General features: G+C 69.8%; 27 protein-coding genes. 10 read left to right on the top strand and 17 right to left on the bottom strand.

Annotated features, from left to right (window positions below):
• Positions 1-15 precede the first annotated feature (15 nt).
• Both VMD91_09025 and VMD91_09020 read left to right on the top strand, forming a co-directional pair.
• Complete coding sequence (locus tag VMD91_09025) at positions 16-1,671, top strand: glycosyltransferase family 39 protein (GenBank protein HTW84194.1); 1,656 nt, start codon at positions 16-18, stop codon at positions 1,669-1,671.
• 126 nt (positions 1,672-1,797) lie between these two features.
• Positions 1,798-2,112: a hypothetical protein gene (locus tag VMD91_09020; GenBank protein ID HTW84193.1), complete on the top strand. Its 315-nt coding sequence runs from the start codon at positions 1,798-1,800 to the stop codon at positions 2,110-2,112.
• 48 nt (positions 2,113-2,160) lie between these two features.
• Here the strand turns inward: VMD91_09020 and VMD91_09015 are convergent, their stop codons facing one another.
• Complete coding sequence (locus tag VMD91_09015) at positions 2,161-3,681, bottom strand: cytochrome b N-terminal domain-containing protein (GenBank protein HTW84192.1); 1,521 nt, start codon at positions 3,679-3,681, stop codon at positions 2,161-2,163.
• Positions 3,682-3,694: 13 nt separating this feature from the next.
• The gene (locus tag VMD91_09010; protein HTW84191.1) at positions 3,695-4,261 is read right to left on the bottom strand and encodes a ubiquinol-cytochrome c reductase iron-sulfur subunit; all 567 of its coding nucleotides are present in this window, start codon (positions 4,259-4,261) and stop codon (positions 3,695-3,697) included.
• Positions 4,262-4,505: 244 nt separating this feature from the next.
• On the opposite strand from VMD91_09010, the gene VMD91_09005 reads away from it, so the two are divergent.
• The gene (locus VMD91_09005; GenBank protein ID HTW84190.1) at positions 4,506-4,742 is read left to right on the top strand and encodes a DUF2630 family protein; all 237 of its coding nucleotides are present in this window, start codon (positions 4,506-4,508) and stop codon (positions 4,740-4,742) included.
• Between the two features lie 3 nt (positions 4,743-4,745).
• Here the strand turns inward: VMD91_09005 and VMD91_09000 are convergent, their stop codons facing one another.
• Complete coding sequence (locus VMD91_09000) at positions 4,746-5,075, bottom strand: RNA-binding protein (protein HTW84189.1); 330 nt, start codon at positions 5,073-5,075, stop codon at positions 4,746-4,748.
• Positions 5,076-5,136: 61 nt separating this feature from the next.
• Between VMD91_09000 and VMD91_08995 the strand changes: the two genes are divergently transcribed.
• Entirely contained in the window at positions 5,137-6,384 is a 1,248-nt protein-coding gene (locus VMD91_08995; GenBank protein HTW84188.1) for an MFS transporter, read from the top strand.
• On the opposite strand, the gene VMD91_08990 is transcribed toward VMD91_08995, so the two are convergent.
• Positions 6,368-7,834 carry a YdiU family protein gene (locus VMD91_08990; protein HTW84187.1) on the bottom strand — a complete coding sequence of 489 codons (1,467 nt, stop codon included), beginning with the start codon at positions 7,832-7,834 and terminating at the stop codon, positions 6,368-6,370. The genes VMD91_08995 and VMD91_08990 overlap by 17 nt on opposite strands.
• A 31-nt stretch (positions 7,835-7,865) precedes the next feature.
• Between VMD91_08990 and VMD91_08985 the strand changes: the two genes are divergently transcribed.
• Positions 7,866-8,453, top strand: a complete 588-nt coding sequence (locus tag VMD91_08985; GenBank protein ID HTW84186.1) for a cytochrome c — start codon at positions 7,866-7,868, stop codon at positions 8,451-8,453.
• A 3-nt stretch (positions 8,454-8,456) separates the two neighbouring features.
• Positions 8,457-8,684 carry a hypothetical protein gene (locus VMD91_08980; protein HTW84185.1) on the top strand — a complete coding sequence of 76 codons (228 nt, stop codon included), beginning with the start codon at positions 8,457-8,459 and terminating at the stop codon, positions 8,682-8,684.
• On the opposite strand, the gene ccsB is transcribed toward VMD91_08980, so the two are convergent.
• Genes ccsB through VMD91_08945 form a run of 7 tightly spaced genes read right to left on the bottom strand, consistent with a single transcriptional unit; the run spans position 8,672 to position 14,578 of the window.
• On the bottom strand, positions 8,672-9,661 hold the full coding sequence (ccsB, locus tag VMD91_08975; GenBank protein ID HTW84184.1) for a c-type cytochrome biogenesis protein CcsB: 990 nt from the start codon (positions 9,659-9,661) through the stop codon (positions 8,672-8,674). The two genes, VMD91_08980 and ccsB, sit on opposite strands and share 13 nt — an antisense overlap.
• Before the next feature lie 8 nt (positions 9,662-9,669).
• A complete protein-coding gene (locus VMD91_08970; protein HTW84183.1) occupies positions 9,670-11,052 on the bottom strand; it encodes a cytochrome c biogenesis protein ResB in 1,383 nt (460 codons plus the stop codon).
• The gene (gene tatC / locus VMD91_08965) at positions 11,028-11,813 is read right to left on the bottom strand and encodes a twin-arginine translocase subunit TatC (GenBank protein ID HTW84182.1); all 786 of its coding nucleotides are present in this window, start codon (positions 11,811-11,813) and stop codon (positions 11,028-11,030) included. The genes VMD91_08970 and tatC overlap by 25 nt, the downstream gene beginning before the upstream one ends.
• Positions 11,814-11,819: 6 nt before the next feature.
• Positions 11,820-12,107: a twin-arginine translocase TatA/TatE family subunit gene (locus VMD91_08960; protein ID HTW84181.1), complete on the bottom strand. Its 288-nt coding sequence runs from the start codon at positions 12,105-12,107 to the stop codon at positions 11,820-11,822.
• Between the two features lie 27 nt (positions 12,108-12,134).
• Complete coding sequence (locus VMD91_08955; protein HTW84180.1) at positions 12,135-13,091, bottom strand: polyprenyl synthetase family protein; 957 nt, start codon at positions 13,089-13,091, stop codon at positions 12,135-12,137.
• Positions 13,092-13,093: 2 nt separating this feature from the next.
• Positions 13,094-13,792 carry a bifunctional demethylmenaquinone methyltransferase/2-methoxy-6-polyprenyl-1,4-benzoquinol methylase UbiE gene (gene ubiE / locus VMD91_08950; protein HTW84179.1) on the bottom strand — a complete coding sequence of 233 codons (699 nt, stop codon included), beginning with the start codon at positions 13,790-13,792 and terminating at the stop codon, positions 13,094-13,096.
• A gap of 9 nt (positions 13,793-13,801) precedes the next feature.
• Entirely contained in the window at positions 13,802-14,578 is a 777-nt protein-coding gene (locus tag VMD91_08945) for a TatD family hydrolase (protein HTW84178.1), read from the bottom strand.
• Positions 14,579-14,598: 20 nt separating this feature from the next.
• Here VMD91_08945 and VMD91_08940 point away from each other — a divergent pair, with 20 nt between their 5' ends.
• The gene (locus VMD91_08940) at positions 14,599-15,564 is read left to right on the top strand and encodes a hypothetical protein (GenBank protein HTW84177.1); all 966 of its coding nucleotides are present in this window, start codon (positions 14,599-14,601) and stop codon (positions 15,562-15,564) included.
• A 3-nt stretch (positions 15,565-15,567) separates the two neighbouring features.
• Here VMD91_08940 and metG read toward each other — a convergent pair whose 3' ends face one another.
• On the bottom strand, positions 15,568-17,091 hold the full coding sequence (gene metG / locus VMD91_08935) for a methionine--tRNA ligase (protein HTW84176.1): 1,524 nt from the start codon (positions 17,089-17,091) through the stop codon (positions 15,568-15,570).
• A 62-nt stretch (positions 17,092-17,153) separates the two neighbouring features.
• Here metG and VMD91_08930 point away from each other — a divergent pair, with 62 nt between their 5' ends.
• Positions 17,154-17,744, top strand: coding sequence for a Uma2 family endonuclease (locus tag VMD91_08930; protein ID HTW84175.1), 591 nt, complete (start codon positions 17,154-17,156; stop codon positions 17,742-17,744).
• Here VMD91_08930 and rsmI read toward each other — a convergent pair.
• Positions 17,730-18,575: a 16S rRNA (cytidine(1402)-2'-O)-methyltransferase gene (rsmI, locus tag VMD91_08925; protein HTW84174.1), complete on the bottom strand. Its 846-nt coding sequence runs from the start codon at positions 18,573-18,575 to the stop codon at positions 17,730-17,732. The genes VMD91_08930 and rsmI overlap by 15 nt on opposite strands.
• Here rsmI and VMD91_08920 point away from each other — a divergent pair.
• Positions 18,574-19,839, top strand: a complete 1,266-nt coding sequence (locus VMD91_08920) for a TIGR00300 family protein (GenBank protein ID HTW84173.1) — start codon at positions 18,574-18,576, stop codon at positions 19,837-19,839. The genes rsmI and VMD91_08920 overlap by 2 nt on opposite strands.
• Positions 19,840-19,846: 7 nt before the next feature.
• Here the strand turns inward: VMD91_08920 and VMD91_08915 are convergent, their stop codons facing one another.
• The 4 genes from VMD91_08915 to VMD91_08900 are packed head-to-tail and all read right to left on the bottom strand — an operon-like array spanning position 19,847 to position 23,757.
• A complete protein-coding gene (locus VMD91_08915; protein ID HTW84172.1) occupies positions 19,847-20,470 on the bottom strand; it encodes a metallophosphatase domain-containing protein in 624 nt (207 codons plus the stop codon).
• On the bottom strand, positions 20,467-21,630 hold the full coding sequence (locus VMD91_08910) for an MFS transporter (GenBank protein ID HTW84171.1): 1,164 nt from the start codon (positions 21,628-21,630) through the stop codon (positions 20,467-20,469). The genes VMD91_08915 and VMD91_08910 overlap by 4 nt, the downstream gene beginning before the upstream one ends.
• Positions 21,631-21,634: 4 nt before the next feature.
• Positions 21,635-22,852, bottom strand: a complete 1,218-nt coding sequence (locus VMD91_08905) for an ABC transporter permease (protein HTW84170.1) — start codon at positions 22,850-22,852, stop codon at positions 21,635-21,637.
• Positions 22,849-23,757 carry an ATP-binding cassette domain-containing protein gene (locus VMD91_08900; protein HTW84169.1) on the bottom strand — a complete coding sequence of 303 codons (909 nt, stop codon included), beginning with the start codon at positions 23,755-23,757 and terminating at the stop codon, positions 22,849-22,851. The genes VMD91_08905 and VMD91_08900 overlap by 4 nt, the downstream gene beginning before the upstream one ends.
• A gap of 34 nt (positions 23,758-23,791) precedes the next feature.
• On the opposite strand from VMD91_08900, the gene VMD91_08895 reads away from it, so the two are divergent.
• Positions 23,792-24,589, top strand: coding sequence for a 3-hydroxybutyrate dehydrogenase (locus tag VMD91_08895; protein ID HTW84168.1), 798 nt, complete (start codon positions 23,792-23,794; stop codon positions 24,587-24,589).
• The last annotated feature ends 155 nt before the right edge of the window (positions 24,590-24,744 follow it).

Raw genomic sequence — 24,744 nt, 5'->3', positions numbered from 1 at the left:
CCTATCTTCCAGCAGATGCTTTCCGTCCCCGCGCGCGCGGCACTACTCGGCGCGCTCTTCGCCGCGCTCGTCACGCTACCAGCGCTCGGGATGGGAACGCTGTGGGACAATAGCGAGACGGCGTACGGCGAGGTCGCTCGCGAGATCGTGCTGACCCACGATTGGGTCGTCATGCACCTCAACAGCCAACCCTGGTTCGTCCAGCCGCCGCTCTACTTCTGGATCGCGGCGCTGTTCGCCAAGGTGTTCGGCGTGACGGCGCTGGCGCTGCGCCTGCCCAGCGCGCTGGCGACGATCGCGATGGGCGGCGCCGTCGGCTACGCGACCGCGCGCATCGCCGGCGGCCGCGCCGGCATGGTGGCCGCCATCGTCCTCTCGACCAGCTTGATGCAGGCCATCGTCGGACGCCTGGCGATCATGGACGCGTTGCTCGACTTCGCGATCGCGGCCGCGATCTTGTGGTGGTTCCGCGCGCTCGAGCCGTCGGGCTCGCCGCGGCGGCGCAGCGTCGCGTTCATCTGCGGCGCGCTGGCGCTCGCGCTCGGCACGCTGGCGAAGGGGCCGGTCGCGCCGGCGGTGACGCTGCTGGTGATCGGACCGTGGGCGGTCTGGGAGTGGCGCGCGGGCCGGCTCGCCGCGCCCGCGCCGCGCGTGCTCGTGCTTGGCGTGCTGGCGTACCTGATCGTGACGTTACCGTGGTTCGTGCTGCTCGGGCTGCGCGTCGGCCCGCACGCGATCGTCGAGCTGATCGGCCACTACACCATCGGCCGGTACACCGGCGTGATCGAGAACCAGCGCGGGCCGGTGTGGTACTACGTCCCGGTCCTGATCCTCGGTTTCTTCCCGTGGATCGCGTTCTTGCCGGCGGCCGTGCGTGCGGCGTGGTACGAAGCGCGCGGCGCCGACGGCGCGTTCGCCCGGCTGGCGCTGGTGTGGGCGGTGGTCCCGTTCGTCTTCTTCAGCTTCGCCAACACCAAGCTGCCCAACTACGTCGCGCTGCTGTTGCCGGCGCTGGCGATCTTGGTCGCGCTGTGGTTCGAGCGAGTCGCCGCCGGCGCCGAACGGCGCACCGCGATCGTCTCGGCAGCCAGCGTCCCGGTGTTCGTCGGCTGCATGGCGGTCGCGATCGCGATCTTCGCGCGCACCAACGAGCTCACGTTCGATCTGGCGGCGGTCGGTCCGCAGCTGATCTTCCTGGGCGTGGCGATGCTGCTCGGCTCGCTGTTGACCGTGGTGACGATCGCGCGTCGCGCCACCGTGGCCTGGTCGCCGTACGTGCTGGCGCTCACCAGCGGCGCGCTGGTGCTCTTCATCGCGTTCGTCGCGGAACCGGCGGCCGAACGGCTCAAGCCGATCCCGCCGGTGGCGCGGGCGATCGACGCCGGCGTGCGGCCGGGCGACCTGGTCGCCTCGCGCGGCGCGAGCGGCGGCAACGGGCTGATCTTCTACACCCGGCCGCCGGTACTCGACATCACCGACGGGATCCCGGCCTTCGACCGCGCGGTGTGCTCGGCGGACACCGCGTGGGTCGTCATCCTGCCGAAGGACGCGCCGCGTCTGCTCGACGCCGTTCACGCACTGCACCGCGACGCCGCGATCGTCGCGCGCGGCCCGCTCGGCGCGCCGCCGCGCGCCCTGCTCCTGCACGTCGACGGCCCACGCTGCTCTTGAGAGGCGAGAGAGATGTTCCACGCGCGGAACCCGAGATCAGACTGACGCAGATGCGCGCGGGGCGGTCGTTGATCGACCTGGTGACGCTCAACGGCGCGCTCGGCGCGCAGGGCGGGACCACCCGGGGTGCCGGACGGGCAACAAGGTCGAGCTGAAGGGGTAGGCTGGCTCGTCGAGTCACCCGTCGAAAACGACGTCGATAGACAGCGCGGCGGCCCGCCGAGCGCAGCGAGTGGAGACCTGGACTGGTATCTCCTGATCGGAGCGCACGCGCTCGCCGTGCACGCGGAGCCGCGTGCTACCGGCGACCTTGACGTCTGGGTTGCCAACGACGACGAGAATGCGCGGCGGGTCTATGCCGCGCTCACGCGCTTTGGTGCGCCGCCGGAGGGAATCGCGGTGGCAGATTGCATGCACCCGGAGGATCGCGACCAGAAATAAAGGGCCCGCCGATATTCGGCGAGCCCTTCGGGTCGTTCGCGTTCGCACTTACTTCTGCGCGGCGGTGACCTGGGCGGTGGTGACGGGGGAGGCCTTGTTGCCCCACGCGCTGCGGATGTAGGTGATGACGGCGGCGATCTGGTCGGGCTTGAGGTTGCCCTTCCAGGCCGGCATCTGACCGTTGAAGCTCGCGCCGTTGACGGAGATGCTGCCGGTCAGCCCGTTGGAGACGATCCCGATGACCTTGGTCGGATCGCCGACCACGACCGGGTTGTTGGCCAGCGGCGGGAACGCGCCCGGCGTACCCTGGCCGGTCGCGCCGTGGCAGCCACTGCAATTCGCCGAGTACACCGACGCGCCCGCGCCGGCGGTCGCCGACGTCGGCGAGCCGCCGCTGGTGCCGCTGGCACCGGCGGTGCCTTGCGGGCCGCCCTCGACCTGCAGCTGCGCCGGCCCGTTGGCGGCGACCGCCGCGTTGGGGCCGATGATGCCGTGCGCGAGCTGGCCGTTGACGACGTTCGACTGGCCGAAGTACGAGAAGCCGATCGCGCCGATCATCACCAGCGCGGTGATGGCCAGGACCCACGGCCGGCGAGTGAGCCGGCGCGAGGGGTTGCGGTCGATGAACGGCAGGACGATCAGGATGACGATCAGCAGCGTCGGGCCGACGATCGTCGCGATCAGCGAGGCGAACTGCACGATCGCCGGCGGCAAGTTGCCGACCGCGTCGAGCAGCGCGTAGAGCGCGAGGAAATACCAGGCCGGATACGGCACGAACTGCGCGTTGTTCGGATCGGCTTTGTCGTCGAGCCCGACCGGCGCGAACGCGGCCAGCGCGACGATGATCACGAACATCACGAACGAGAGGACCGTGTCCATGAACATCTGGTCCGGCCAGAAGCGGCCGGGCTTGAGCTTGGGCGCCTCGTCGATCGGCGGACCGGCCGGGCCGTTCCAGCGGAAGATCGCCAAGTGCAAGGCGACCAGCAGCACCAGCAGCGCCGGCATCAGCCAGACGTGGATGCCGAAGAAGCGGTTGATGGTCAGCGTGCCGATCGAGGTGCCGTCCTGCAAGAACTGCTGCACGGCCGGCCCGAGCACCGGCGCGTTGCCGGAGATGTCGATCGCGACCTTCGAGGCCAGCAGCGCGTTGAGGTCCCACGGCAGCAGGTAGCCGGTCAGGCCGAGCACCAGCGTGATGATGAACAGGATCACGCCGACGATCCACTGCAGCTCGCGCGGCTTCTTGTAGGCGCCCCACAGCAGCACTTGCAGCAGGTGCATCGCCATGAACGCGATCATGGCCGACGCGCCCCAGTAGTGCAGCGAGAGCACGAAGTGGCCGGCGGGGACTTTCTCGATCAGGTACTTCGTCGACTCCCACGCGGTCGCGGTCGACGGCGAGTAGTAGAAGCACAAGAAAATGCCGGTCGCGATCTGCAAGATCATCGCGAACACGGTCGCGGAGCCGAACGCGTACCAATACGAAGCGCCGCCCGGAACGTCCTCAGTGAGGAATTCCTTCGTCTGCGTGACGAGTCCGGTGCGCGAGTCGAGCCAGTTCAACATCGTGGTGCGGTCCCTATCCGATCTTTTGGATGATCATCTGGGGCGTGTTCGTCTGATACTCGATCCACGTCACCTGGACTTTGCCCTGGAAGTCGCGCAACGGGAGCGGATCGAGACCGCGCAGCGCCGGACCGGCGAGGTGCTTGCCGAGCTCGTCGTACTGCGAGCCGTGGCAGGGGCAGAGGAACTTGTTCTGCTGCGTGTTCCACAGGTACCGGCAGCCCAGGTGCGGGCAGATCGGGCTGAAGATCACGAACCCCATGTTCACGACCGGATACTTCGGCGCGTCGGGTCCGAACAGCTCGGGCCGCTCGGCCTTGAGCTGATCGTCGGTCGTGGCGACCGCCCAGACGAACTCCTCGGAGTCGGAGGCACCGAAGTAGCCGTTCGTCTCGTGCAGGTTGAACGTCACGCGCACCGGCGTCTTGGCGGTTGCCTTCTTGAGCTGGTCCGCCTCGTCGGGCGTCAGTGCGGACCACTGGTCGCCGGACGCTTCGGCCGACGGCAGCAGCGACCACACCAGCGGGACGGCGATGCTCAGGCCGATCACGCCGCCCAGGGCGACGACGGCGTTCGCCATGAACGTGCGCCGGGTTTGTTCCTCAGGCGTCCCCGGGTCTTTGTACGCCTCTGCGTGAGCCATTTCTCTCCTATCGAACCAGGACGGCGGGGCGTCCAAGCGGCTGGACTCCACCAAAGTGTAGTCGGGACCGCGCCAAAACTCGCGTACCTTCGTAGGAATCGCGACGCCTCCCCTGCGAGCGGGCAAGCGGAGAGGCCGCTCCTGCCGAGGTCCTGTGCCCCGCTGCGGGAACACTCCCGGCGTGAACGATCAGCAACTGCACGAGCACATCGAGAAGCTCGTCGCCGAGGAACACTCCCTGCTCGAGCAGGGCAGCGCGATCACCGCTGACGACCGGACGCGGCTGGGCGACATCAACGTCCAGCTCGACCGGCTCTGGGATCTGTTGCGCCAGCGGCGCGCGCGCGAGGAGTTCGGTCAGAATCCCGACCAGAGCCGCGAGCGCAGCGCCGAGACGGTCGAGAAATACTGGCAGTAGCGCTCAGCGGCCGCGGCCGCGCGGCTTCTTGGGCGGCCGGTCCGCGGCCAGCTCGAGGGTGATCGTCTTGTCCTGCAGCACGGTGTTGGTGAACGCGGCGATCGCCGCTTCGGCCAGCCGCGCGTTGGCGAACACGACGTACGCGATGCCCTTGCGGCGGCGGGTGCGCCGATCGCGCGGCAGGGCGATGCGGTTCGGATCGCCACCGTACGGCATGAACAATTCGGCCAGCTCGGTCACCGAGACGCCGCGAGCGATGCCGCGAACCAAAACGCGGACCTCGCCCGGTCGTAACTCGCCGGGCTGGGGCTGATCGGAGGGGGGACGATCCACGCCTCGCGCGTTTCCCGGCGCGGGCCCGCGCGTCCTCGCCCCTTCTCCACATAAGGAGCCCGTGCAGACCTTCGCCAGCCTCCGCCGCCACCGCAACTACCGGCTCTACTTCACCGGGCAGCTCGTCTCGCAGATCGGCACCTGGCTGCAGACGGCGGCGCAGTCGTGGCTGGTCCTCGATCTCACGCACTCCGCGATCGCGGTCGGCGTCGTCAGCTTCTGCTTCTACGGACCCTACGCGGTGCTCGGGCTGCTCGGCGGGGCGCTCGCCGACCGTGTCTCGCGCCATCGCCTGATGATGGCGACGCAGGGGGCGATGGCGCTCTGCGCCGCCGCGCTGGCGCTGATCGTGTTTCTGCACGTCGACCGCGTCTGGGTGATCGACCTGATCGCCGTGATCCGCGGCGTCGTCCTGGTCTTCAACAACCCCAGCCGCCAAGCACTGATGGTGCAGCTGGTCGGCCGCGGGGAGCTGGCCAACGCCATCGCGCTCAACTCGGGGCTCAACAACGCGACCCGCATCGTCGGCCCGGGCATCGCGGGCGTGCTGATCGCGACGGTCGGAACGGGCTGGTGCTTCGCGCTCAACGCCGTCAGCTATCTGGCCGTCATCGCCGCGCTGGGCGCGATGCGCGAGCACGAGTTCCACCCGACGCCGGGAATCCAGCGGCGCACGCCGCTGCTGCGCTCGATCGCCGACGGGTTGCGCTACGCGCGCAAGACCAAGACGATCACCGTCGTGCTGGCGATGCTGCTGGTGATCTCGCTGTTCGCGATCAACTTCAACGTGCTGCTCCCCGTTCTCGCGCGGCAGACACTGCACGGCGGCCCGCAGGTCTACGGCCTCATCGCCGCCAGCTTCGGCGCCGGCGCCTTCATCGGAGCGCTGATCGTGGCGTCGCGCGAGCGCGCCTCACCGCGCGTGCTGCTCGCGGCCGCATGCGGCTTCGGAGCGGCGCAGATCGGCCTCGCGTTCGAGCGCAGCACGCTGGGCGACGCACTCGTGCTGGTCGTGGTCGGCGTCTGTTACACCCTCTACACCGCCAGCACCAACGCGCTGGTCCAGCTCGCGACGCCGGGGTTCTTGCAGGGCCGCATCGGCGGTCTCTACAGCTACGTGTTTCTCGCGACCGGCCCGTTCGGTGCGCTGCTGGTGGGCTGGCTCTCCGAGCGCGGCGGCACCGACCTGGCCTTTCTGGTCGGCGGGATCGGCACGCTCGTCATGGTCGTGTTCGGCTTGGCGACGCGCCCGTGGCCGATGCCGACCGGGACGCTGCGCGCCCGCCGCCGGGCTACGACGAGCAGCTGACCTCGAGGCCCGCGTACTTGGCCGGCGCGGGCTGCGTCCAGTCCTCGTGTTCGGGATGGTCGTCGTACGGCGTGCGCAGCACGGCCAGCACCTCGGCGATGACGGCGTCGTCGCCGGCTTCGACCGCCTCGATGGCGAGCTGCGCGATCCAGTTGCGCAGCACGTACTTCGGGTTGACCGCGCGCATCGCCGTGCGGCGCTCCGCGTCGTCGCCGCCTTGAGCGGCAACGCGCTCGCCCAGACGCGCGAACCAGCCGCGGGAGGCCGCGTCCTCGCCGAGCAGCGCCAGCGCGGCGGCGTCGTCGTGCGAGAGCGCGCGCCAGAAGCGCGTCCAGTCGATTCGGCGCTGCTCGAGCATCTCGAACAGCGAAAGCGCGAGGTCGGCGTCGTCTTCGCGCGGCTCGCGCAAACCGAGCTTGGCGCGCACCAGCGCCAGGAAGTGGGTGCGGTAGACCTCGGCGTAGCGCTGCAGCGGGACCGCCCGATCGGCCTCGGCGATCAGCGACGAGAGCGACTCCGCCAGCGCGTAGCAGTTCCACAGCCCGATCGTCGGCTGCTTGTCGAACGCGTAGCGGCCGCTCTCGTCGGTGTGGTTGCAGATCAGGCTCGGCTCGTAGGTCTCCATGAAGCCGTACGGACCGTAGTCGAGCGTCAGCCCCAGGATCGAGAAGTTGTCGGTGTTCATGACGCCGTGCGCGAAGCCGATCGCCTGCCACTCGGCCATCAAGCGGGCCGTGCGTTCGACGACGGTCGCGAAGAAGCGCGCGTAACGGTCCTCGCCCGCGCCCGCTTCCGGAAAGAAGCGCGCGATGACGTAGTCGGCCAGCGTGCGCACCTCGGCCGGCAGTCCGCGGTAGTGGAAGATCTCGAACGAGCCGAAGCGCACGAAGCTGGGCGCGAGGCGGATCAGCGTCGCGGCGCGCTCGACGCGCTCGCGCAGCACCGGCTCGTCACCGGCGGCCATCGCCAGCGCGCGCGTCGTCGGCACGCCCAGGTGGTGCAGCGCCTCGCTGGCGAGGAACTCGCGCACCGTCGAGCGGATGACGGCGCGGCCGTCGCCCATGCGCGAGAACGCCGTCAGGCCGCCGCCCTTGAGCTGCAGCTCGCACGGGCGGCCGGACACGTCGGTGGTCTCGCCGAGCAAGATCGCGCGCCCGTCACCGAGCTGACCGGCCCACACGCCGAACTGGTGACCGCCGTAGCGCGCCGCCACCGGTTCCATCCCGCGCACGAGCGCGTCGCCGGCCACCAGCGCGAGGAACTCGGGCCGGCGCTCTTCGCCGGGGCGCAGGTCGAGCAGCGAACCGGCCTCTTGGCTGAAGGCGACGAGTCGCGCGCCGGGAATCCCGCTCGGCGTCCGGCGTTCGGAAAACGCGTCGCCGAGCGCCGCGAAACTGTTGTCGAAGCGGAGCTCCTCGAGCGTCTTCCCCTGCGGCGGTGCGATGGCCATCGTTCCTGAAACACGGGGAATACCCAGCGGTATGCGTGCATTTTTCGGCGGGTTCGTACTCGCCCTGATCCTGGTCGCGGTGGCGGGCGTGGCCGCGGTCCTCACCGGGGTCGTGCCGGCACGCCAGGACGTCAAGCCGGGCATGATGGAGCGCTGGGCTGCCAAGAAATCGCTGGCGGCGACGATGCGCCGCGAGGTGCCGCAGCCGCCGTATCCGATCGCGACGCCGGACGAGGCCGGCTTCGTCAAAGGCGCGACCCTGTACGTGCAAAATTGCGCCGTCTGCCATGGCACCGCGCACAGCACGCCGACCGCGATCGCACAAGGCTTCGCGATCCACGCGCCGCAGTTCGCCAAGCACGGGGTCGACGACGATCCGGTCGGCGAGACGTACTGGAAGATCGATCACGGCATCCGCTTCACCGCGATGCCGGCCTTCGATCAGACGATGGATCAGCAGTCGATCTGGCAGATCGCGTACTTCCTCAAGAACCTGCCGGCGTTGCCGCCGCGCGCGAAGGCGGTCTGGGAAAACCCGAGCACGGTCGCGCCGCCGACGCCCGCGCCCGTTCCCTCACGGTCGCCAGGCGAAGGGCCGCCCTCGGACCATGCCGACTAGTCGATGCAGACCGTCTTCGCGCTGATCTTCAGCTACCTGATCTTCATCACGCGTACGTGGGCGATCACGCGCGCGATCGCGATCCTCGACGTCGCGTTGGCGCTCGTCTACGACTTCACGCCGCTACGCTTGCACCTGGGGTACGTGGAGACAGCGGTATTGAGCGCGACCTTCGTGCTGTGGCTGGTGAATCTGCTGGTCGACCGCGGGCCGAAGACTCACACCTTGTAGGAGTGCAGCCCGCTGATCCAGATGTTCACGCCGAGATAGCAGAACATGATGGAGGCGAAGCCGAGCACGCTGATCCACGCGGTGCGTGTGCCCTTCCATTCCGGGCGCGTGTGCAAGTGCAAGTAGATCGCGTAGACGATCCACGACGCCAGCGCCGCCGTCTCTTTGGGATCCCACTGCCAATACGCGCCCCACGCCTCTTTGGCCCACATGGCGCCGGTGATGATGCCGATCGAGAGCAACGGCAAGCCGATGCCGATGATGCGGTACTGCATGACGTCCAGCCGCGCCAGCGAGGGGAGCCCGGCCAGCCACACCGCCCACGGATCGCCCGCGGCGGCCGCCTGCGCGATCGCCGGCGTGTCCTCACGCTTCACGCCGACGCCGCTCGCGTAGTCGCCGGTCTTGAGGTTGACGTCGATCGCGGGGCCGCCGGCCGCCGCGGCGAGGCCGCGCACCGCGGTGCTGCGACGGCGGAAGTGCTTCTCCGCGTAGTCCTTGAGCAGGTACAGCGCCGAGACGCAGAAGCCGAACAGGAACGTCGCGTACGACGCGACGACGATCGGGACGTGGATCTTGATCCAGTACGACTGCAGCGCCGGGACGGCCGGCATCGTGCCTTCGTTCCAGATCGTCGCGTAGCCCAGCGCGATCGCCGCGCACGGCAAGAGGAAGCCGCCCACGATCGCCAGGTCGTACTTGTAGGCGAAGACCAGGAAGATCAGCACCGCGAACGCGCTGAACAGCGAGAGCGAGCCGTACAGGTTGGTCAGCGGCCACACGCCGGTCATCCACCAGCGCGTGCCCAGCTCGGCGAACTGCGCGGCGCAGCCGACGATCGCCAGCGGCAGTCCCAGCGCGCGCAAGATCGGCCGCCGCAGCAAGAAGAACCCGAGCATCACGATCGCGCCGGTGACGTAGGCGGCGATGCCGATGACCAGCAAGGTCGTGTCGATCTGTACGCGGATGGGGTCCATGCGCTCTCCTAGGTAGCGGCTTCGCTGCGCCGCAGGTCCGCGACGATCTCGCGGAAACGATCTTCGAAGACCTCGTAGCCTTTGACGGTGGTGGCGGCGATTCCGACCTCGGCGCCGTCGGCGGCCGGCCGGACCTGCACGAACAGCCGGGCGGGCAACAGGTAGATCGCGATGCACAGGCCGAGCACGAGGATCAGCGCGCCCAGCCCGACGACCGGAATGCCCGGGTCGTAGCGGTACTGGAAGCCCGAGTAGAGCACGTAGCGGGTCGCTTCGAGCCGGTAGCCGGCGCCCAGGTCGATCGGTTGCCCGAGCGGGACCAGTGCGCTGCCGACGGACTGATCGCCGTCGAAGGCCTGGATGACCACGCCGGGGTCGTTCGGCCGCGGGTCGGGACCGGGCTGCCCGGTCGTGCGGTCGATCGTGCCGACGAAGCGCGTGTACTGGATCGCGCGCGAGGTCCCGTCGATCGGAAACCCTTCGCCCTCGAGCAGCGGGTGGTCGGGCCCGGGGACGGGCCGGCCGTCCTTGGTGAGCGCGAAGTCGATCCCGAAGCCGTAGGTCGCCTGATAGATCAGCGTCCCGTCGAGATCGTAAGGATGGTTGACCCGGATCACCGCGTGGTGCGCGACGCCGTCGCGGCCGGTGACGATCGCGTTCGAGACATAGTCGATCGGCTGGTACACGACGCCGGCTTTGGTGGTGATCGGATCGATGCGATAGGCGAAGCGCTCGAGCGAGACGGTCGCGCCGTTCTGCGGTATGGTCGCGGTCTGTCCGCTGAGCACGGTGAACTGGCCGCTGTAGCCTTTCGCCCAGTAAATCGTCGTGCCGATCGCGATGATCACGAAGCCGATGTGCGCGATCAGCACGCCGCGCCGCGCCCAATTGACCTTGTCGGCGAACGTCCACTCTTCGCCGGCGAAGGTGCGCGAGCGCACCTGCCAGCCGCGCGCGGCGAAGAACGCGGCGATGCGCTCGCGCACGCGCTCGGGATCACCGGCGACGCGCAGGGTCGCGTGCAGCGGGATCGCTTCGATGCGGACCGGGTGCAGGCGCGGGATGCGGCGCGGGATCACCTTGACGAACGTCGCCGCGGCCATCGAGCACAGGATCAGCCCGAGGATGCCGATGTAGGCCGGGCTGTGGTAGATGTTCTGGAGATCGAGCCGCAGGATCAGCCGCGAGAGCGGCGGCCCGTAGGCACCGGCGTAGTAGCTCGGATCTTTGCCCTGGTCGACGATCACGCCGATCGTCGTCAGCAGCGCCCACACCGCCAGCAGCGTGACGCCGAAGCCGACGTTCGCGAACAGCGTGACCAGATCGTCCCAGCTCGCCCGCAGCGCGCGCGCCGGCGCGGCGAAGCTCAGCCGGGCAGCTCGGCCTTCCACTTCCCCTCCATCGCGCGGATGATCCAGATCGACGACTCGAACAGCACGTAGGTCGGGACCGCGATCAGGAACATGGTGACCGGGCTGCCGTCGGGCGCCAAGACGGCGGCGCCGACCAGCATGCCGAAGCCGATGTACTTCCGGTAGCGGCGGAGCAAGCCGCTGTTGACCAAGCCGATGCGCGCCAAGAGCAGCATGACGACCGGCGTCTGGAAGACGATCGCGAAGGCCAAGAACAGCAGCAGGATCAGGTTGATCGTCGACTCGATGCCGTAGGTCTGCTCGGCGACGCTCCGGGTGATGAACTCCAAGCCGGTGACGACGCGCGGGATCACCACCAGGTGCGCGAACGCGATGCCGACCAGCGCCAACAGGAACGAAGGCACCACGTACGAGTAGACGGCGCGGCGCGTGCGCGGGTGGATCGCCGGCACCACGAACATCCAGATCTGATAGAGGATGATCGGCAGACCCAGCACGACCGCGCCGTAGAGCGCGAACTTGAAGATCGCCCAGACCGCGTCGGCCGGACCGAACGCGTGCAGCCGGATGCCGTGGAAGTAGAGGTTGGTCAGATATGGGATCGCCTGCTGCGCGGGATAGAGCAGCAGGACCGCCAGCGCGGCGATCGTGACGATGCAGACGAAGAGCCGGTTGCGGAGCTCCCGCAGGTGCTCCGTGAACGGCATCTCCTTCTGATCCCAGATGACCTCGCGGCGGCCCGCCTCGCCGTTGGCGGCCGGGGTACGCTCGGCGAGCACGGGCGACTAGTGCTGCGGCGGTGCGACGGCGCTGGGGCCGGGGGCGCCGGTGATCGGGTCGGGAACGATCGCGCCCTGGCCGACCCCGCTCGGCCCGGCCGACGCCTCGGCCTCGCGGACCTCGGCCTGCGCGCGTGCACGGGCTTCCTCACGAGCCCGCTCGGCGGCGACGTCCGCCTCGGCCTGACCGACCATGAACTCTTTCTTGGCTTGGCCGGCGCTGCGGGCGAGCTTGGGCAGGCGCTCGGCTCCGAAGATGAGGATGCCGAGGCCGACCACGGCGGCGATTTCCATCGGTGAGAACATAGAAGAGGTCTTTCTCTAGAGCAGCGCGTCGGCGAGGGCGGCGAGCTCGGCGCGCGCCGGTACGGTACCGAGCGGCGCCAACGACTGTTTCGCTCGTTCGACGTAGCCGGCCAGAACGGCTTCCGTCTTGGCCAGGCCACCCTGCGCGGCGATCCCGGCCACCACGGCCGCGACGTCGTCGCGTCCGTCGCCCTCACCGGCAAAGAAGCGTTCGACGAGGGCCCGGAATTCCTCGTTCCCCGTGGATAAGGCCAGCACGAGGGGTATGGTCATCTTCCGCTCGCGCAAGTCGTTGCCCACCGGCTTGCCGAGCGTTGCTTCGTCCGCCGTGAGGTCGAGCAGGTCGTCGCGCATCTGGAACGCGATCCCGTAGGCGGTCCCGAACTCGCGCAGCGCGCGCACGGCGAACGGCGAACCGCCGGCCGCCAGCGCGCCGCACTCGGCCGAGGCGGCGAACAGCGAGGCCGTCTTCTTGGTGGCGATCTCGACGTAGCCGGCCTGCGTCGTCTCGAGGTCGGCCAGCGCGCGCAGCTGCAGCACCTCGCCGTCGGTGATGTCGGCGAGCGTGGCGCTGAGCACGTGCGGGATCGGCACCGGGTACCCGGCGGTGACGTTCTTGAAGATCCACGCGAACAGATAGTCGCCGGCCAACACGCTGATGCGGTTGCCGAAGTCGACCGCGGTCGCGTTGACGCCGCGGCGCGTCTTCGCGCCGTCGACGACGTCGTCGTGGATGAGCGTCGCGACGTGGATCAGCTCCATGAACGCGGCCAACCGCAGGTGCTGCTCGGCATGGGCGCCGACCGCCTCGGCGGCCAGCAGCGTGAAGCGCGGTCGCAGCCGCTTCCCGCCGGCGTCGAGCATGCGCCGCACGGCTTCGGTGATCAGCTCGTTGTCGGTCTCGAACGAGGAGCGGAAATACTCTTCGACCAGCGCGTAGAGGTCGCGCCCGACCGGCTTGCGTTCCAGCACGGTCAGGCCGTCCCCACGTGCAGCGCGATCGCGCCGAAGCCCAGCCGCACGTAGCGCACGTCGCGGAAACCGGCGGTGCGAAAGCGCTCGGCCAGACCGTCGGCGTCGGGAAAGTTGGTCAGCGAGTTCGGCAAGTACCGATAGGCGGCGCGCGAACCGCCGACCAGGCCGCCGATCAGCGGCACCACGCCGTAGAAGTACAATCCGAACAGCCGGCGCACCAGCGGGTGGCGCGGCTTGGTGACGTCGAGGTTGACGAAGCGCGTCCCCGGCCGCAACACGCGGCGCGCCTCGCGCAGCGCGCCGACGATGTCGACGACGTTGCGCAGCGAGAGCCCCATCGTCGCGCCGTCGAAGCTGGCGTCGGCGAACGGCAGCGCGGTCACGTCGCCTTCGACGAAGCTCGCGCGGCCGTGTGGATCGGCGCTCCGCGCGCGCCGCCGCGCGCCGTCGAGCATCGCGCCGGTGAAGTCGATCCCGGTCACCCGCAGCGACGGGTCGGAACGCAGCAGATGGAAGACGAGGTCGCCCGTCCCACAGCACAAGTCGAGCACGCTGCCGCCGTGCGGGGCCGCCAGCTCGGCGACGGCGCGCTTGCGCCAGGCCTCGTCGACCCCCGCCGTGAGGACGCGGTTCGCGCGGTCGTAGCGGGGCGCGATGGTCGCGAACATGTCCCGCACGTAGGCGGCCTTGGGCTGCACCACAACACCTTAGACGCGCGGACCAAAGACCCCGCGCGCGTTGGCGTCGGTCCGCGCGCTCACCGTCGCGCCCGCGACGCCGAGCACTTCGGCCACCACGCGGGCCGTGTCGGCGACGTACGCCGGCTCGTTGCGCTGGCCGCGACGGGGGACGGGGGCCAGGTACGGGCAGTCGGTTTCGAGGACGAGGTGCTCGAGACCGACCGCGGCGACCGCTTCCCGCAGCCCGCCGGCCGTCTTGAAGGTGACCACGCCCCCGATCCCCAGCAGCAGCCCGAACTCGCCGGTGAACTGGCGCGCCTGCTCGGCGGTCCCGGTGAAGCAGTGGACGATGCCGCGCTGCGAGGCCGGATCGTAACCGGCGCGCAGGGCGTCGACGAAGTCGTCGTGCGCGTCGCGCTGATGGAAGACGAGCGGCAGCGCGCGCTCGCGCGCGTAGCGCAATTGGGCCGCCAGAACCGCCTGCTGCACCGGCCGCGGGCTGTGGTCGTAGTAGTAGTCCAAGCCCGTCTCGCCGACCGCGACGATCCGGTCGCCGTACTGCGCGCGCAGCGCGTCGAACGCGCCGTCCAGGTCGGCGGGGGCGTCCTTGGCCTCGTGCGGGTGGATGCCGATGGTGGAGAAAAGGTGAAAGGACTCAGCTATGACGCAGGCACGCCGGCTATCGTCGAGGTCGCATCCGACCGTTACGATCTGCTCGACGCCTGCGTCGCGAGCCCGCGCAAGCATTGCGTCGCGGTCTTCGTCGAAGGCGCGATCGTGCACGTGCGCATGCGTATCGATCATGTCGGAACGTTAGTACCTCCGTGCAGCTCTTCCCCGAGCGCGGCAAATCTGCCCGCCGCTTGCTTCTTTGGGCGATCGTCGTCTCGCTGCTCGTCCACGTGCTGGGCGGGACGGTCTGGACGACGTTCTGGAGCGCGCTCAAGCCGCGCGCCGAGCGCGACGTCGCCGCGGAGACGCAGCGCATCACGATCGAGCACCTCAAGCCGCTGCCCACGCCCAGCCCCAGCCCGACGCCGCGCCCGGTCGTCACGCCCACCCCCAAGCCGACGCCGACGCCGGTCAAGATCCCCAGCAAGGTCGCGCTGCCGTCGATCGCGCCGCACGCGGTGGCGCAGCGCCTGCCCTCGAAGGGCTTCGCGCACCATCCGGTGGTGAAGCGCCCGACCGGCATCACCAAGACGCGTCCCGTCCACGCCCCCAAGGCCCCCACCGTCGTCGCGAATCACGTCGAGCTCTCGCGCCCGCACGGCCCGCCGCAGCACGCCTCGAGCGCCCTCGATCCGCAACAGATCGCCGCGCTCGACGCGAAGTTCTCGCAGACCATCGCGCAAGCGCAGCACGACGTCGCGCAAGGGCCGCCGACGGCGACCCCGGGCGGCACGGAGACGATGAAGCAGTACAACCCCATTCTGGCCGGGACGCCGGGTGAAGTCAGCAGCGACGTCGCGCCGTGCTACGACATCATCGACTACAAGCGGGTCAACGGGATCGACTATCACTGGCTGCACTGCACGTGGCACTTCAGCGACGGCTATGTCGACACGGTCGACGTCCCGTGGCCGCAGCGCTTCCCCGCCGGCAACGATCCGCTCCTCACCCGCCGCACCGTGCAGTTCAACTTGCAGGAACCGCCGCCCGGCTACGTGCTGCCCGACCCGTTCCCGCTCTCGCGCGTCGTGTGCGCGTTCTATCGCGCGCGCTGCGAAGCGGTGCTGGCGCGCGAGCGCGCCAACGGCACGATCGACGAGTACGGCAAGCCGCCGTGACCGTTACACCGCGGCCGCTTCGAGGCGCGGGAAGAGCGGGTCGCCGGGGGTCGTCTGGGTACCGGGGGCGAGCAGTCCCCATTGCAGCGCGTCGGCCCAGGTGCGTTCGGGCGTGCCGTCCAGGCCGAGCTGTCGCCAGATCTCGCTCGTCTTGACCGGCATGAAGGGGAACAGCAGCAGCGCCAGCCAGCGCAGCCCCTCGCACAGCTCGTAGAGCAGCGCGTCGAGCTCGACGCCGCGTTCCTGCTTGTAGAGCTCCCACGGCTTGCGTTCGTCGATCGCGCGGTTGAGCGCGCCGACCAGGTTCCAGATCTCGTCGAGCGCTTCGCGAAAGCGCAGCGCCGCGACGTGATCGCGCACCAGCGCCGGCACGTCGGCGAAGCGTTCGGCCAGCTCGCTGGTGGCCGGCGGCTCGGGAACCAGGCCGTCGCGGTAGCGTGCCAGCATCGCCAGCGAACGGCGCAGCAGGTTGCCCAGATCGTTGCCCAGATCGCTGTTGTGGCGCTGGCGCAGCTTCTCGAGCGAGATCGAGAAGTCGCTGCCGAACGGCGCTTCGCGGAACAGGAAATAGCGCACCGCGTCGGCGCCGAACTCGCGCACCAGCGCGAACGGCTCGATGACGTTGCCGACCGACTTCGACATCTTCTCGCCTTCGACCAGGATCCAGCCGTGCGCGAAGACGCGTGCCGGCGCTTCGAGTCCCGCCGACCACAGCATGGCCGGCCAGATCAGCGTGTGGAAGCGCGCGATCTCCTTGCCGATCAAGTGCAGCCCGGGCCAGAACGCGGCGAACAGGCCGTCGGGATCCTCGGGCCAGCCCAGCGCGCTGATGTAGTTGATCAGCGCGTCGAACCAGACGTAGAGCACGCCGCCGCCGGGCAGCGGGATGCCCCAGTCGAACGACGAGCGCGAGATCGAGAGATCCTCGAGCCCTTCGTCGAGCAGCGCCATCATCTCGTTGTAGCGCGACTGCGGCCGCAAGAAGTTCGGATTGGCCAGGAAGTGCGCGCGCAAACGCTCGGTGTACGCCGAGAGCCGGAAGAACCAGTTCTTCTCCGAGAGCCACTGCACCGGACGGCGGCACTCGGGATTCGGACAGCGGCCGTCGATGAGCTTGGCTTCGGGCCAGAACGTCTCGTCGTTGGTGCAGTACCAGCCTTCGTAGACGCCCTCGTAGACGTCGCCGTTGGCGCGCATTCGCTCGAACAGCGCCAGACACGTGTGCGCGTGTCGCGGCTCGGTGGTGCGGATGAAGTCGTCGAAGCTGGTCTCGTAGGCGGCCAAGAGCTGGCGCCAGCGCGGGACGAGCGCGTCGACGTACTCGTGCGGCGTCTGCCCGGCCGCCTCGGCGGCGGCGGCGACCTTCTGGCCGTGCTCGTCGGTGCCGGTCAGCGCGCGCGCCGGGCCGTGCGCCCGCGCGGTGCGCACCAGGATGTCGGCCGCGATCGAGGTGTACGCGTGCCCGATGTGCGGCGTTCCGCTGATGTAATAGATGGGGGTGGTGACGTAGAAGCCGCGCTCGGACACCGGGTAGCCTTCGGCACCGCGGCTGCGCCCGGCCTCCGCCCTTGGCGAGCGAGCGGAGCGGCGTGATAGAATCGCGTGACACGCCGATGGCCGTCGTCTTCCGTCCGATCACCCCGCCGACCGACGAAGAGCTCATGCAGCTGCACGAGCTCAACGGCGGTTATTCCGTCGAGCGCTTGGCCGACGGGAGCCTGCTGGTGACCCCGAACGGCGCCGGGTCCGACCTGCGGAACAGCGAGCTGGTCCTTCAGCTCATGGTGTGGAGCAAAGCGTTCCGCCTCGGTCAGGTCTTCGGTCCGACCGCCGGCTATCGTCTGCCTGACTCATCGGTCTTCGCTCCGGACGGTTCGTTCGTGCGCGCGGAGCGGTGGAACGTCCTCGACGCTGCCCAGCGCGAGAACTATTTCGCCGGGACGCCCGACGCCGTCTTCGAGATTCGCTCGAAGAGCGATCGGCACGGCGCGCAGGTGCGCAAGTGCGCGAACTGGTCGCGCCACGGCGCACATCTGGTCGTCCTCGTCGACCCCTACGAACGGACCGTCGATCGCTGGGTCGACGGCGCCCACCAAGAGCTGGGGTCGATTTCGCAGCTCGACTGCGGACCCGTGATGCCGGGCTTCGTCCTCGACGTGGTGGCGCTACTCGACGTCTGACCCGGCGCGTTCCGCCTTGCGCGCACTGGCCTGCGCGTAGAGGTGACGCCGTTCGCCGTGGCCGGCGTCGGCCAGCCGCTTCGCGAGCGCCGAGATCGTCAGCCCTTCCGCCAGGCCCGCGTCGATCGCGGCGTCGAGCTCGTCCGGCGATACGGCGTCGCTCGCGTCCGACGCGGGATCGCCCTCGACGACGAACGCGATCTCACCGCGCACCGGCTCCGCCAGGGCCGCGTCGATCTCGGCGGCCGTGCCCAGCACTTGCTGCTCGTAGAGCTTGGTCAGCTCGCGGACCAGGAACACGCGCCGCTCGGGCGCGACTGCCGCCAAGTCGGCCAGCGCCGCGCGGATGCGGTGCGGCGCCTCGTACCAGACCGTCGTCTCGCCGAGCGCCGCGCGAAACGCCGTTCGGCGGGCGCCGCTCGCGCGCGGGGGGAACCCGGCAAAGCGAAAGCTGCGCAAGTCGAACCCCGAGAGCACGGCGGCGACGACGAAGGCCGCCGGACCCGGCAGCACCTCGACCGGGATGCCGGCCGCCCGGGCGGCGGCGACCAGCGCCGAGCCGGGATCGCTGATCCCGGGCGTTCCGGCGTCGGTGACGACCGCGACCGTCTCGGTCCGGGCCCGCTCGAGGATGCCGGGCGTGACCGCGCGCGCGTTGTGCTCCTGGTAGGTCCAAACGTCCTTGGCGCCCAGGCCGAGCGCGGTCAGCAGCCGCCGCGCGACCCGCGAGTCTTCGGCCACCACCAGCGGGGCGTCGCGCAGGACGTCGAGCGCGCGCAGCGTCACGTCGCGAAGGTTGCCGAGCGGCGTCGGTACGAACACGAGCCCCATGAGCTCCGCTTCGCCGTCTGGAACGGTCGTCCGCCGGATCGAGCTGCGCGGGCACATCATCGACTCCGGCATCTTCAACCGCGTCCTGGGCATCCTGACCGACGACGACCGGACCGCGTACGTCATCGAAGAGTTCGAGTCGGGACAGACCAAGACCGAGCCCTCGTACGCGCGGCTGCGGATCGAAGCCGAAGACCCGCAGCATCTCGACGAGATCCTCGAGAAGCTGCAGCGCGACGCCGGCGTCGAGGTGCTCGACGAGGGCGACGTGGCGCTGGAACCGGCCCCGGCCGACGGCGTCCTGCCCGACGACTTCTACGCGACGACGAACTACGCGACCCAGGTGCGGGTGCGCGGCGTGTGGCTCGAGGTCGCCAACCCGGAGATGGACTGCGCGATCGTGCTCGACGACGGCGGCGCGGTGACGGTGGCGCCGTCCGACGTGAAGCGCGGCGACGCGGTCGTGGTCGGACACGCCGGCGTGAAGATCGCGATCCCGCCTCGCGCGCGCAAGCGCGACGTGTTCGAGTTCATGGCCAGCGCCGTCTCCTCCGAGAAGCCGCGCCACGCGCTGCTCGGCGAGCTGGCGCGCGAGCTGCTGGCGGTGCTGCGCGCCGGGAAGCGGGTGCTGCTGGTCGGCGGCCCCGCGATCATCCACACCGGCGCCGGACCGTACCTGGCCGAGCTGATTCGCGACGGCTACGTCAACGCGCTCTACGCGGGCAACGCGCTGGCCGTGCACGACATCGAGTCGCAGTTCTTCGGCACCTCGCTGGGCGTCAAGCTCGAAGACGCCTTCCCCGCCGAAGAGGGCCACGTTCACCACTTGCGCACGGTCAACCGCATCCGCGCGCTGGGCGGCATTCGGGAAGCGATCGACGCGGGGCTGCTGACCGGCGGCGTGATGTACGAGGCCTACCGCAAGCACATTCCGGTCGTGCTGTGCGGTTCGATCCGCGACGACGGCCCGCTGCCGGACGTCATCACCGACGTCATCGAGTGTCAGCGCGCGATGCGCCGCCACGTCCCCGAGTTCGGGATGGCGCTGTTGGTCTGCACGCTGCTGCATTCGATCGCGGTCGGCAACCTGTTGCCGGCCTCGTGCAAGACGGTCTGCGTCGACATCAACCCCTCGTCGGTCACCAAGCTGACCGATCGCGGCTCGCACCAGACGCTGGGGATCGTCATGGACGCGTCCTCGTTCTTGCGCGAGCTGAGCCTGGCGCTGCGGGTGGCGGAAGCGGAAGCGATCGCGACCCGCTGAACGCGGCTCAGAGGTCGAGCACGCGCGGCGGGTTCACCGGCCGGTAGCGCAGATCGCAGATCGAGGCGTTGACGAACGTCGTGCCGTCGCGTTCGACGACGCCGGCGGCTTCGTGGATGTGCCCGAAGACGTGCGCGCGCGGGCGCACGGCGGCGACGCGCGCGAGCAAATCCGCGCAGCCGGCCGCGTCGCCGCCGGCGGTGCGATCGAGGATGCCCTGCGGCGGCCCGTGCGTGATCAGCACGTCGGTATCGCCGGGGACCAGCGCCCACTTCTCCGCCAGCGGCGCGCCGCGATCGAGGTTGAAGGCCCAGTCGAAGAACTGCGGCTGCCACGGCGAGCCCCAGAACCGAACGCCCGCGATCGTCACGCCCGCGTCGAGCAGGTAGGTGAAGCCCTCGCCGAACGCCGCCAGCGCCGCCGCCGGTTCGCGTTCGAAGGCGAAGTCGTGGTTGCCGGCGATGACGATCTTGTCGCGGTGCGGTAAGCTGCGCAGCCACGCGCCCGCGGCGGCGATCTGCTCGAGCGTCCCCATGCGCGTCAGATCGCCGGCGTGGATGAGGACGTCGCCGTCGGGGACCGCGTGCGCCGGCAGATGGCCGTGCGTGTCGGAGACCGCGACCAGCCTCACGTCGCCAGCCGTCCTTCGGCGCGCGGCGCGCGCATCAGCAGCCCGAGTCCGAGCGCCAGCGCGACCGCCGAGAAGAAGGCCGGCACGATGCCGGTCAAATGCGGCGCGGCCATCAAGACGCGCGTCGCGATGAGCGGTCCGACGATGAACGCGACGTTGTTGAGGCTGTCGTTGATGCTCAGGATCGTCCCGCGCTGATCGCCGGGCGCCGCGTCGGCGATCAGCGATCCCAGCGTCGGCCGAATCAGCGAGCCCGAGATCGACCACAGCACGATGAACGGGTAGAAGAACGCCGCCCGGTCGATGAAGGCGACCGTCGCGTAGGCGAGGATCGCGCACGCGAAACCGGCCAGCGCGACGCGGCCTTCACCCAGCCACGCGACGAGCCGGCCGATCAGCGCGACCTGCACGACGATGCCGACCACGGCGAAGAGGATGTAGACCTGCGAGGTGCGCTCGGGCCCGAACCCGAGCACGCGCTGCGCGAACAGGGCGAAGCCGCCGATCCACGACGTGAAGCCGATCGAGAACGCGAACTGCGTGAGCACGAGCCGGCCCAGCGGTGCGGTCGTGAGCGAGCGTTTGACCTCGCGCAGCGGCGGCAGCGTGGTGACCGCGCCGCGTGACTCGGGCAGCAGCGTGAGCGTGAGCATGACCGTGATCAGCTCGAGGCCGGCGGCGGCCGCGAACGGGACGTGGTAGCCGAAGCGGACCAGCAGCCCGGCCGTCGCCGGTCCGATCAGAAAGCCCAGCCCGAAGGTCGCGCCGACCAAGCCGAACGCCCGCGCGCGCTGCTCGGGCGCGGTGACGTCGGTGACGTAGGCCTGCGTGATCCCCAGGCCCCCGCCGCCGAGCCCTTCGATCGCGCGCGCGACGAAGATCATCCACAACGTGTTGCTGGAGGCCAGCAGCACGAAGCCGATCAGCGCGGCGACTTGGGCGGCCAGCAGCACGCCGCGCCGCCCGATGCGGTCGCTCAGCCGTCCCCACAGCGGCGAGGAGAGCAGCGAGCAGACGGCCACCGTCGCGTAGATCGCGCCGACCACCACCGGCGACGCGCCGAGCGTGGTCGCATAGAACGGCAGCAGCGGGATCAGCAGCGTGAAGCCGAGGATGTCGACGAAGGTGATCGCCAGGATCGGCAGCAGCGCGCGCGGCACGCCCTCAGGCCCGCATGGCCGCGACGATCTGGCGCAGCGACGGCGGCCGGCCGTAGAGCAGCATGCCGACCCGGTAGACGCGTCCCGCGATCAGCGCGAACAGGATCGCGGCCGCGACGTTGATCGCCAGCGAGAGCGCGATCTGCCAGGCCGGGACCGGCGTCACCGCGATGCGCGTGAACATCACGAACGGCGCGAGCAGCGGAACGAACGACGCGCTCGACATGAGCGGGCCGTTGGGGAACTGGATCCCCAGCTGCGCGAGCACGAACGCGCCGACCACCGGCAGCATGAGCGGACCGGTGATGCTGCCGACGTCTTCGGTGCGGCTCACCAGCGACGCGCCCCCGGCGAAGAGGACGCTGTACTGCGCGAAGCCGACCAGGAAGAACGCGACGAACAAGAGGATCTCGCTGCTGCTGATCGCCAGCGGGCCCGCGTTCGCGCCGACGTCGCCGTTCGTGAAGCCCTCGGTGAGCTTGCTGCCCGCGAGAAAGCCGATCGCCGTCCACACGCCGAGCTGCACGAAGCCGGTCGCCGTGGCGGCCAGGATCTTGGCCGTCAGCAGCTGCACCGGATCGACCGCGGCGACGAGCAGCTCGGCGATGCGATTCGTCTTCTCCTCGGTGACCGAGGTCGAGATCGCCTGCGCGTTGAGCAAGATCGCCAGATAGAGCAAGAGCACGAACAGGTACGCCACGGCTTTCGCGGCATCGGCCTCGCCGGCGTTCTCGAAGCGTCCGGCGACGTCGCGCACGTCGATCGGCACGGTCAAGCGAGAGCGAACGCTCTCGAGCGGCGCACCGGTCGCGAGCGCGATTTGCAGCGGACCGAGATCGCGCGCGAAGGACGAGGGGAAGAGCGAGGGGTCGCGGGCGTAGACGAGCGCGTGGAGGCGGCTACCGGTGCGCGAGAGCGTCGCCACCGCGCTGGCGTGGCGGTGCGCGTCGAGAAAGGCGAGGGTCGGCGTCGCGTCGAGCCGTGGGAGGACCGCGACGACGCTGAAGTCGGGACGCAGCGCCGCCCCGGCCGGCGTCGTGAGGGCCGGCGGACCGACCAGCACGAGGTTGCGCGTCGAGCTGCTGACGGCGTGGACCATGAACGAGGGGATCACCGCGATGAGGGCGACGCCGAGCGCGCCGATCGCGGTCCCGATCAGGTAGGGCCGCGAGCGGATGCGGCGCACGAACTCCGCGTTGAAGATCACCGCCAGCGTGCTCATGCCGCGGCTCCGATCGCGCGCAGGTAGACGTCCTGGAGCCGCGGCTCGAGGCGCGCGAACCGCGTGATGGCGCCGGCGCCGACCAAATCCCGCAGCAGCGCCGCGGTGTCGAGGTCGGCCGGAACCTCGTACGTCAGCGTCCCGGCGTTCGGTCCGGCGATCGCGCGCGCGCCGGGCGTCGCGTCGAGGATCGCGCGCAACGGGGTCGTCGCCGGTTCGACCTCCACGACGCGCGTCGGCCAGCCCGCGCGCAGCTCGGTCAGCGTCCCGGCGGCTCGTACCGTCCCCTCCGCGATGATGCAGAACTGCTCGCACAGGTCCTCGATCTGCCACATCTGGTGCGAGGAGAGGATCAGCGAGGTGCCTTCGCGCTGCAGCTCGCGCAGCGTCGCCAGCAGCATGTCGGCGTTGACGGGATCGAGCCCGGAGAAGGGCTCGTCCAGGACGAGCAAGGACGGCTGATGCAGCGCGGCGCAGGCGACTTGGACCTTCTGCTGGTTGCCTTTCGAGAGCTCGCCGCACGGCCGGTCCGCGTACGCTTGGAGTCCCAGCCGCTCGATCCACGCCTCGGCGCGCCGCGCGTCGTAGGGCGGCATCACGCCGTGCAGCCGCCCGAAGTACGCGATCTGGTCGCGCACCTTGAGCTTGGCGTACAGTCCGCGCTCCTCGGGGAGGTAGCCGAACTGCCGGCGCACGCGCAAGTCGACGGCCCGGCCGTCCCAGCTCACCGTGCCGCGGTCGGGGATGAGGATGCCGAGGATCATCCGCATCGTCGTCGTCTTGCCGGCGCCGTTGGGACCGAGCAGGCCGAACGTGATCCCGCTCGGGACGGTGAAGGAGACGTCGCGGACTGCGGCCACCGAACCGAAGGATCGCGCGACGCCGGAAAGGACCAGGCTACCCACGGGGCGATTCTCCTTGCTTCGGAGGACGAGGACCGTGCTTGGGATCGATCTACAGGACCGGGTTAGCTTTGTTACGGGTGCAGCACGCGGGATTGGGCGCGCTTGCGCGGAGGCCCTCGCGCAGGCGGGCGCGCGGGTCGCGCTCGTCGACCTCGACGCGGCGGCGGCGCAGGAAACCGCGCACGCGATCGCCGCGGCGACCGGCACGACGACGCGCGCGTACGCGTGCGACGTGCGCGACCCCGACGCGGTGCGCGCGACCGTCGACGCCGCGGCGGCCGATTTCGGCGGCCTCGATCATCTGGTGAACAACGCCGGGGTGCAGTTCATCTCGTCGATCGCGGACTTTCCGGTCGACCGCTGGCAGAACGTGCGGACCATCGATCTCGATAGCGTCTTTTACGCGACCAAGGCGGCGTGGCCGCACTTGGTCGCGCGCGGCGGCGGGCGAATCGTCAACCTCGCCAGCGTGCACGGCCTGATCGCCAGCCCGTTCAAGGCCGCGTACATCGCGGCCAAGCACGGCGTGGTCGGGTTCACCCGCGCGACGGCGGTCGAGGGCGCGCCGGTCAACATCACCGCCAACGCGATCTGCCCCGGCGCGGTGATGACCGATCTCGTACGCGGACAGGCGGCCGACCTCGTGCGCTCCTACGGCGGCGGGATCAGCGAGGACGAGGCGCTCGAGCGCGCGTTCCTCGAGGCGATGCCCTCGAAGCGCTTCATCGCCCCGGCCGAAGTCGGCGCGCTGTGCGCGTTCCTGTGCAGCGATTTCGCGATCTCGATCACGGGTGCGCCGATCGCGATCGACGGCGGCTGGTCGGCGCACTAAAAGCGGCCACGCGCGGTTGACGCCTGCGTCGCGCGCATGGTACAGTACGAGTCCGCCGGCGCGCGATGGTGCGCGCCGCGAACAGAAAGGAGGAGACGCAATGATCCGATTCCAGCTCGACGTTCCGCGATCGCTCGGCAGCGGCGTGCGTCGTT

The organism is Candidatus Sulfotelmatobacter sp., from assembly GCA_035504415.1.
Lineage (GTDB): Bacteria > Vulcanimicrobiota > Vulcanimicrobiia > Vulcanimicrobiales > Vulcanimicrobiaceae > Vulcanimicrobium.
This window is presented reverse-complemented; position numbering and strand designations above follow the sequence as displayed.

Excerpts from the sequence above, each read along its gene's own strand:
- VMD91_09025 (HTW84194.1), top strand. The coding sequence starts at position 16 with ATGCTTTCCGTCCCCGCGCGCGCGGCACTACTCGGCGCGCTCTTCGCC.
- VMD91_09015 (HTW84192.1), bottom strand. The coding sequence starts at position 3,681 with ATGTTGAACTGGCTCGACTCGCGCACCGGACTCGTCACGCAGACGAAG.
- VMD91_09010 (HTW84191.1), bottom strand. The coding sequence starts at position 4,261 with ATGGCGAACGCCGTCGTCGCCCTGGGCGGCGTGATCGGCCTGAGCATC.
- VMD91_08990 (HTW84187.1), bottom strand. The coding sequence starts at position 7,834 with ATGGCCATCGCACCGCCGCAGGGGAAGACGCTCGAGGAGCTCCGCTTC.
- VMD91_08985 (HTW84186.1), top strand. The coding sequence starts at position 7,866 with ATGCGTGCATTTTTCGGCGGGTTCGTACTCGCCCTGATCCTGGTCGCG.
- VMD91_08980 (HTW84185.1), top strand. The coding sequence starts at position 8,457 with ATGCAGACCGTCTTCGCGCTGATCTTCAGCTACCTGATCTTCATCACG.
- ccsB (HTW84184.1), bottom strand. The coding sequence starts at position 9,661 with ATGGACCCCATCCGCGTACAGATCGACACGACCTTGCTGGTCATCGGC.
- VMD91_08960 (HTW84181.1), bottom strand. The coding sequence starts at position 12,107 with ATGGAAATCGCCGCCGTGGTCGGCCTCGGCATCCTCATCTTCGGAGCC.
- VMD91_08945 (HTW84178.1), bottom strand. The coding sequence starts at position 14,578 with ATGATCGATACGCATGCGCACGTGCACGATCGCGCCTTCGACGAAGAC.
- VMD91_08920 (HTW84173.1), top strand. The coding sequence starts at position 18,574 with ATGAGCTCCGCTTCGCCGTCTGGAACGGTCGTCCGCCGGATCGAGCTG.
- rsmI (HTW84174.1), bottom strand. The coding sequence starts at position 18,575 with ATGGGGCTCGTGTTCGTACCGACGCCGCTCGGCAACCTTCGCGACGTG.
- VMD91_08905 (HTW84170.1), bottom strand. The coding sequence starts at position 22,852 with ATGAGCACGCTGGCGGTGATCTTCAACGCGGAGTTCGTGCGCCGCATC.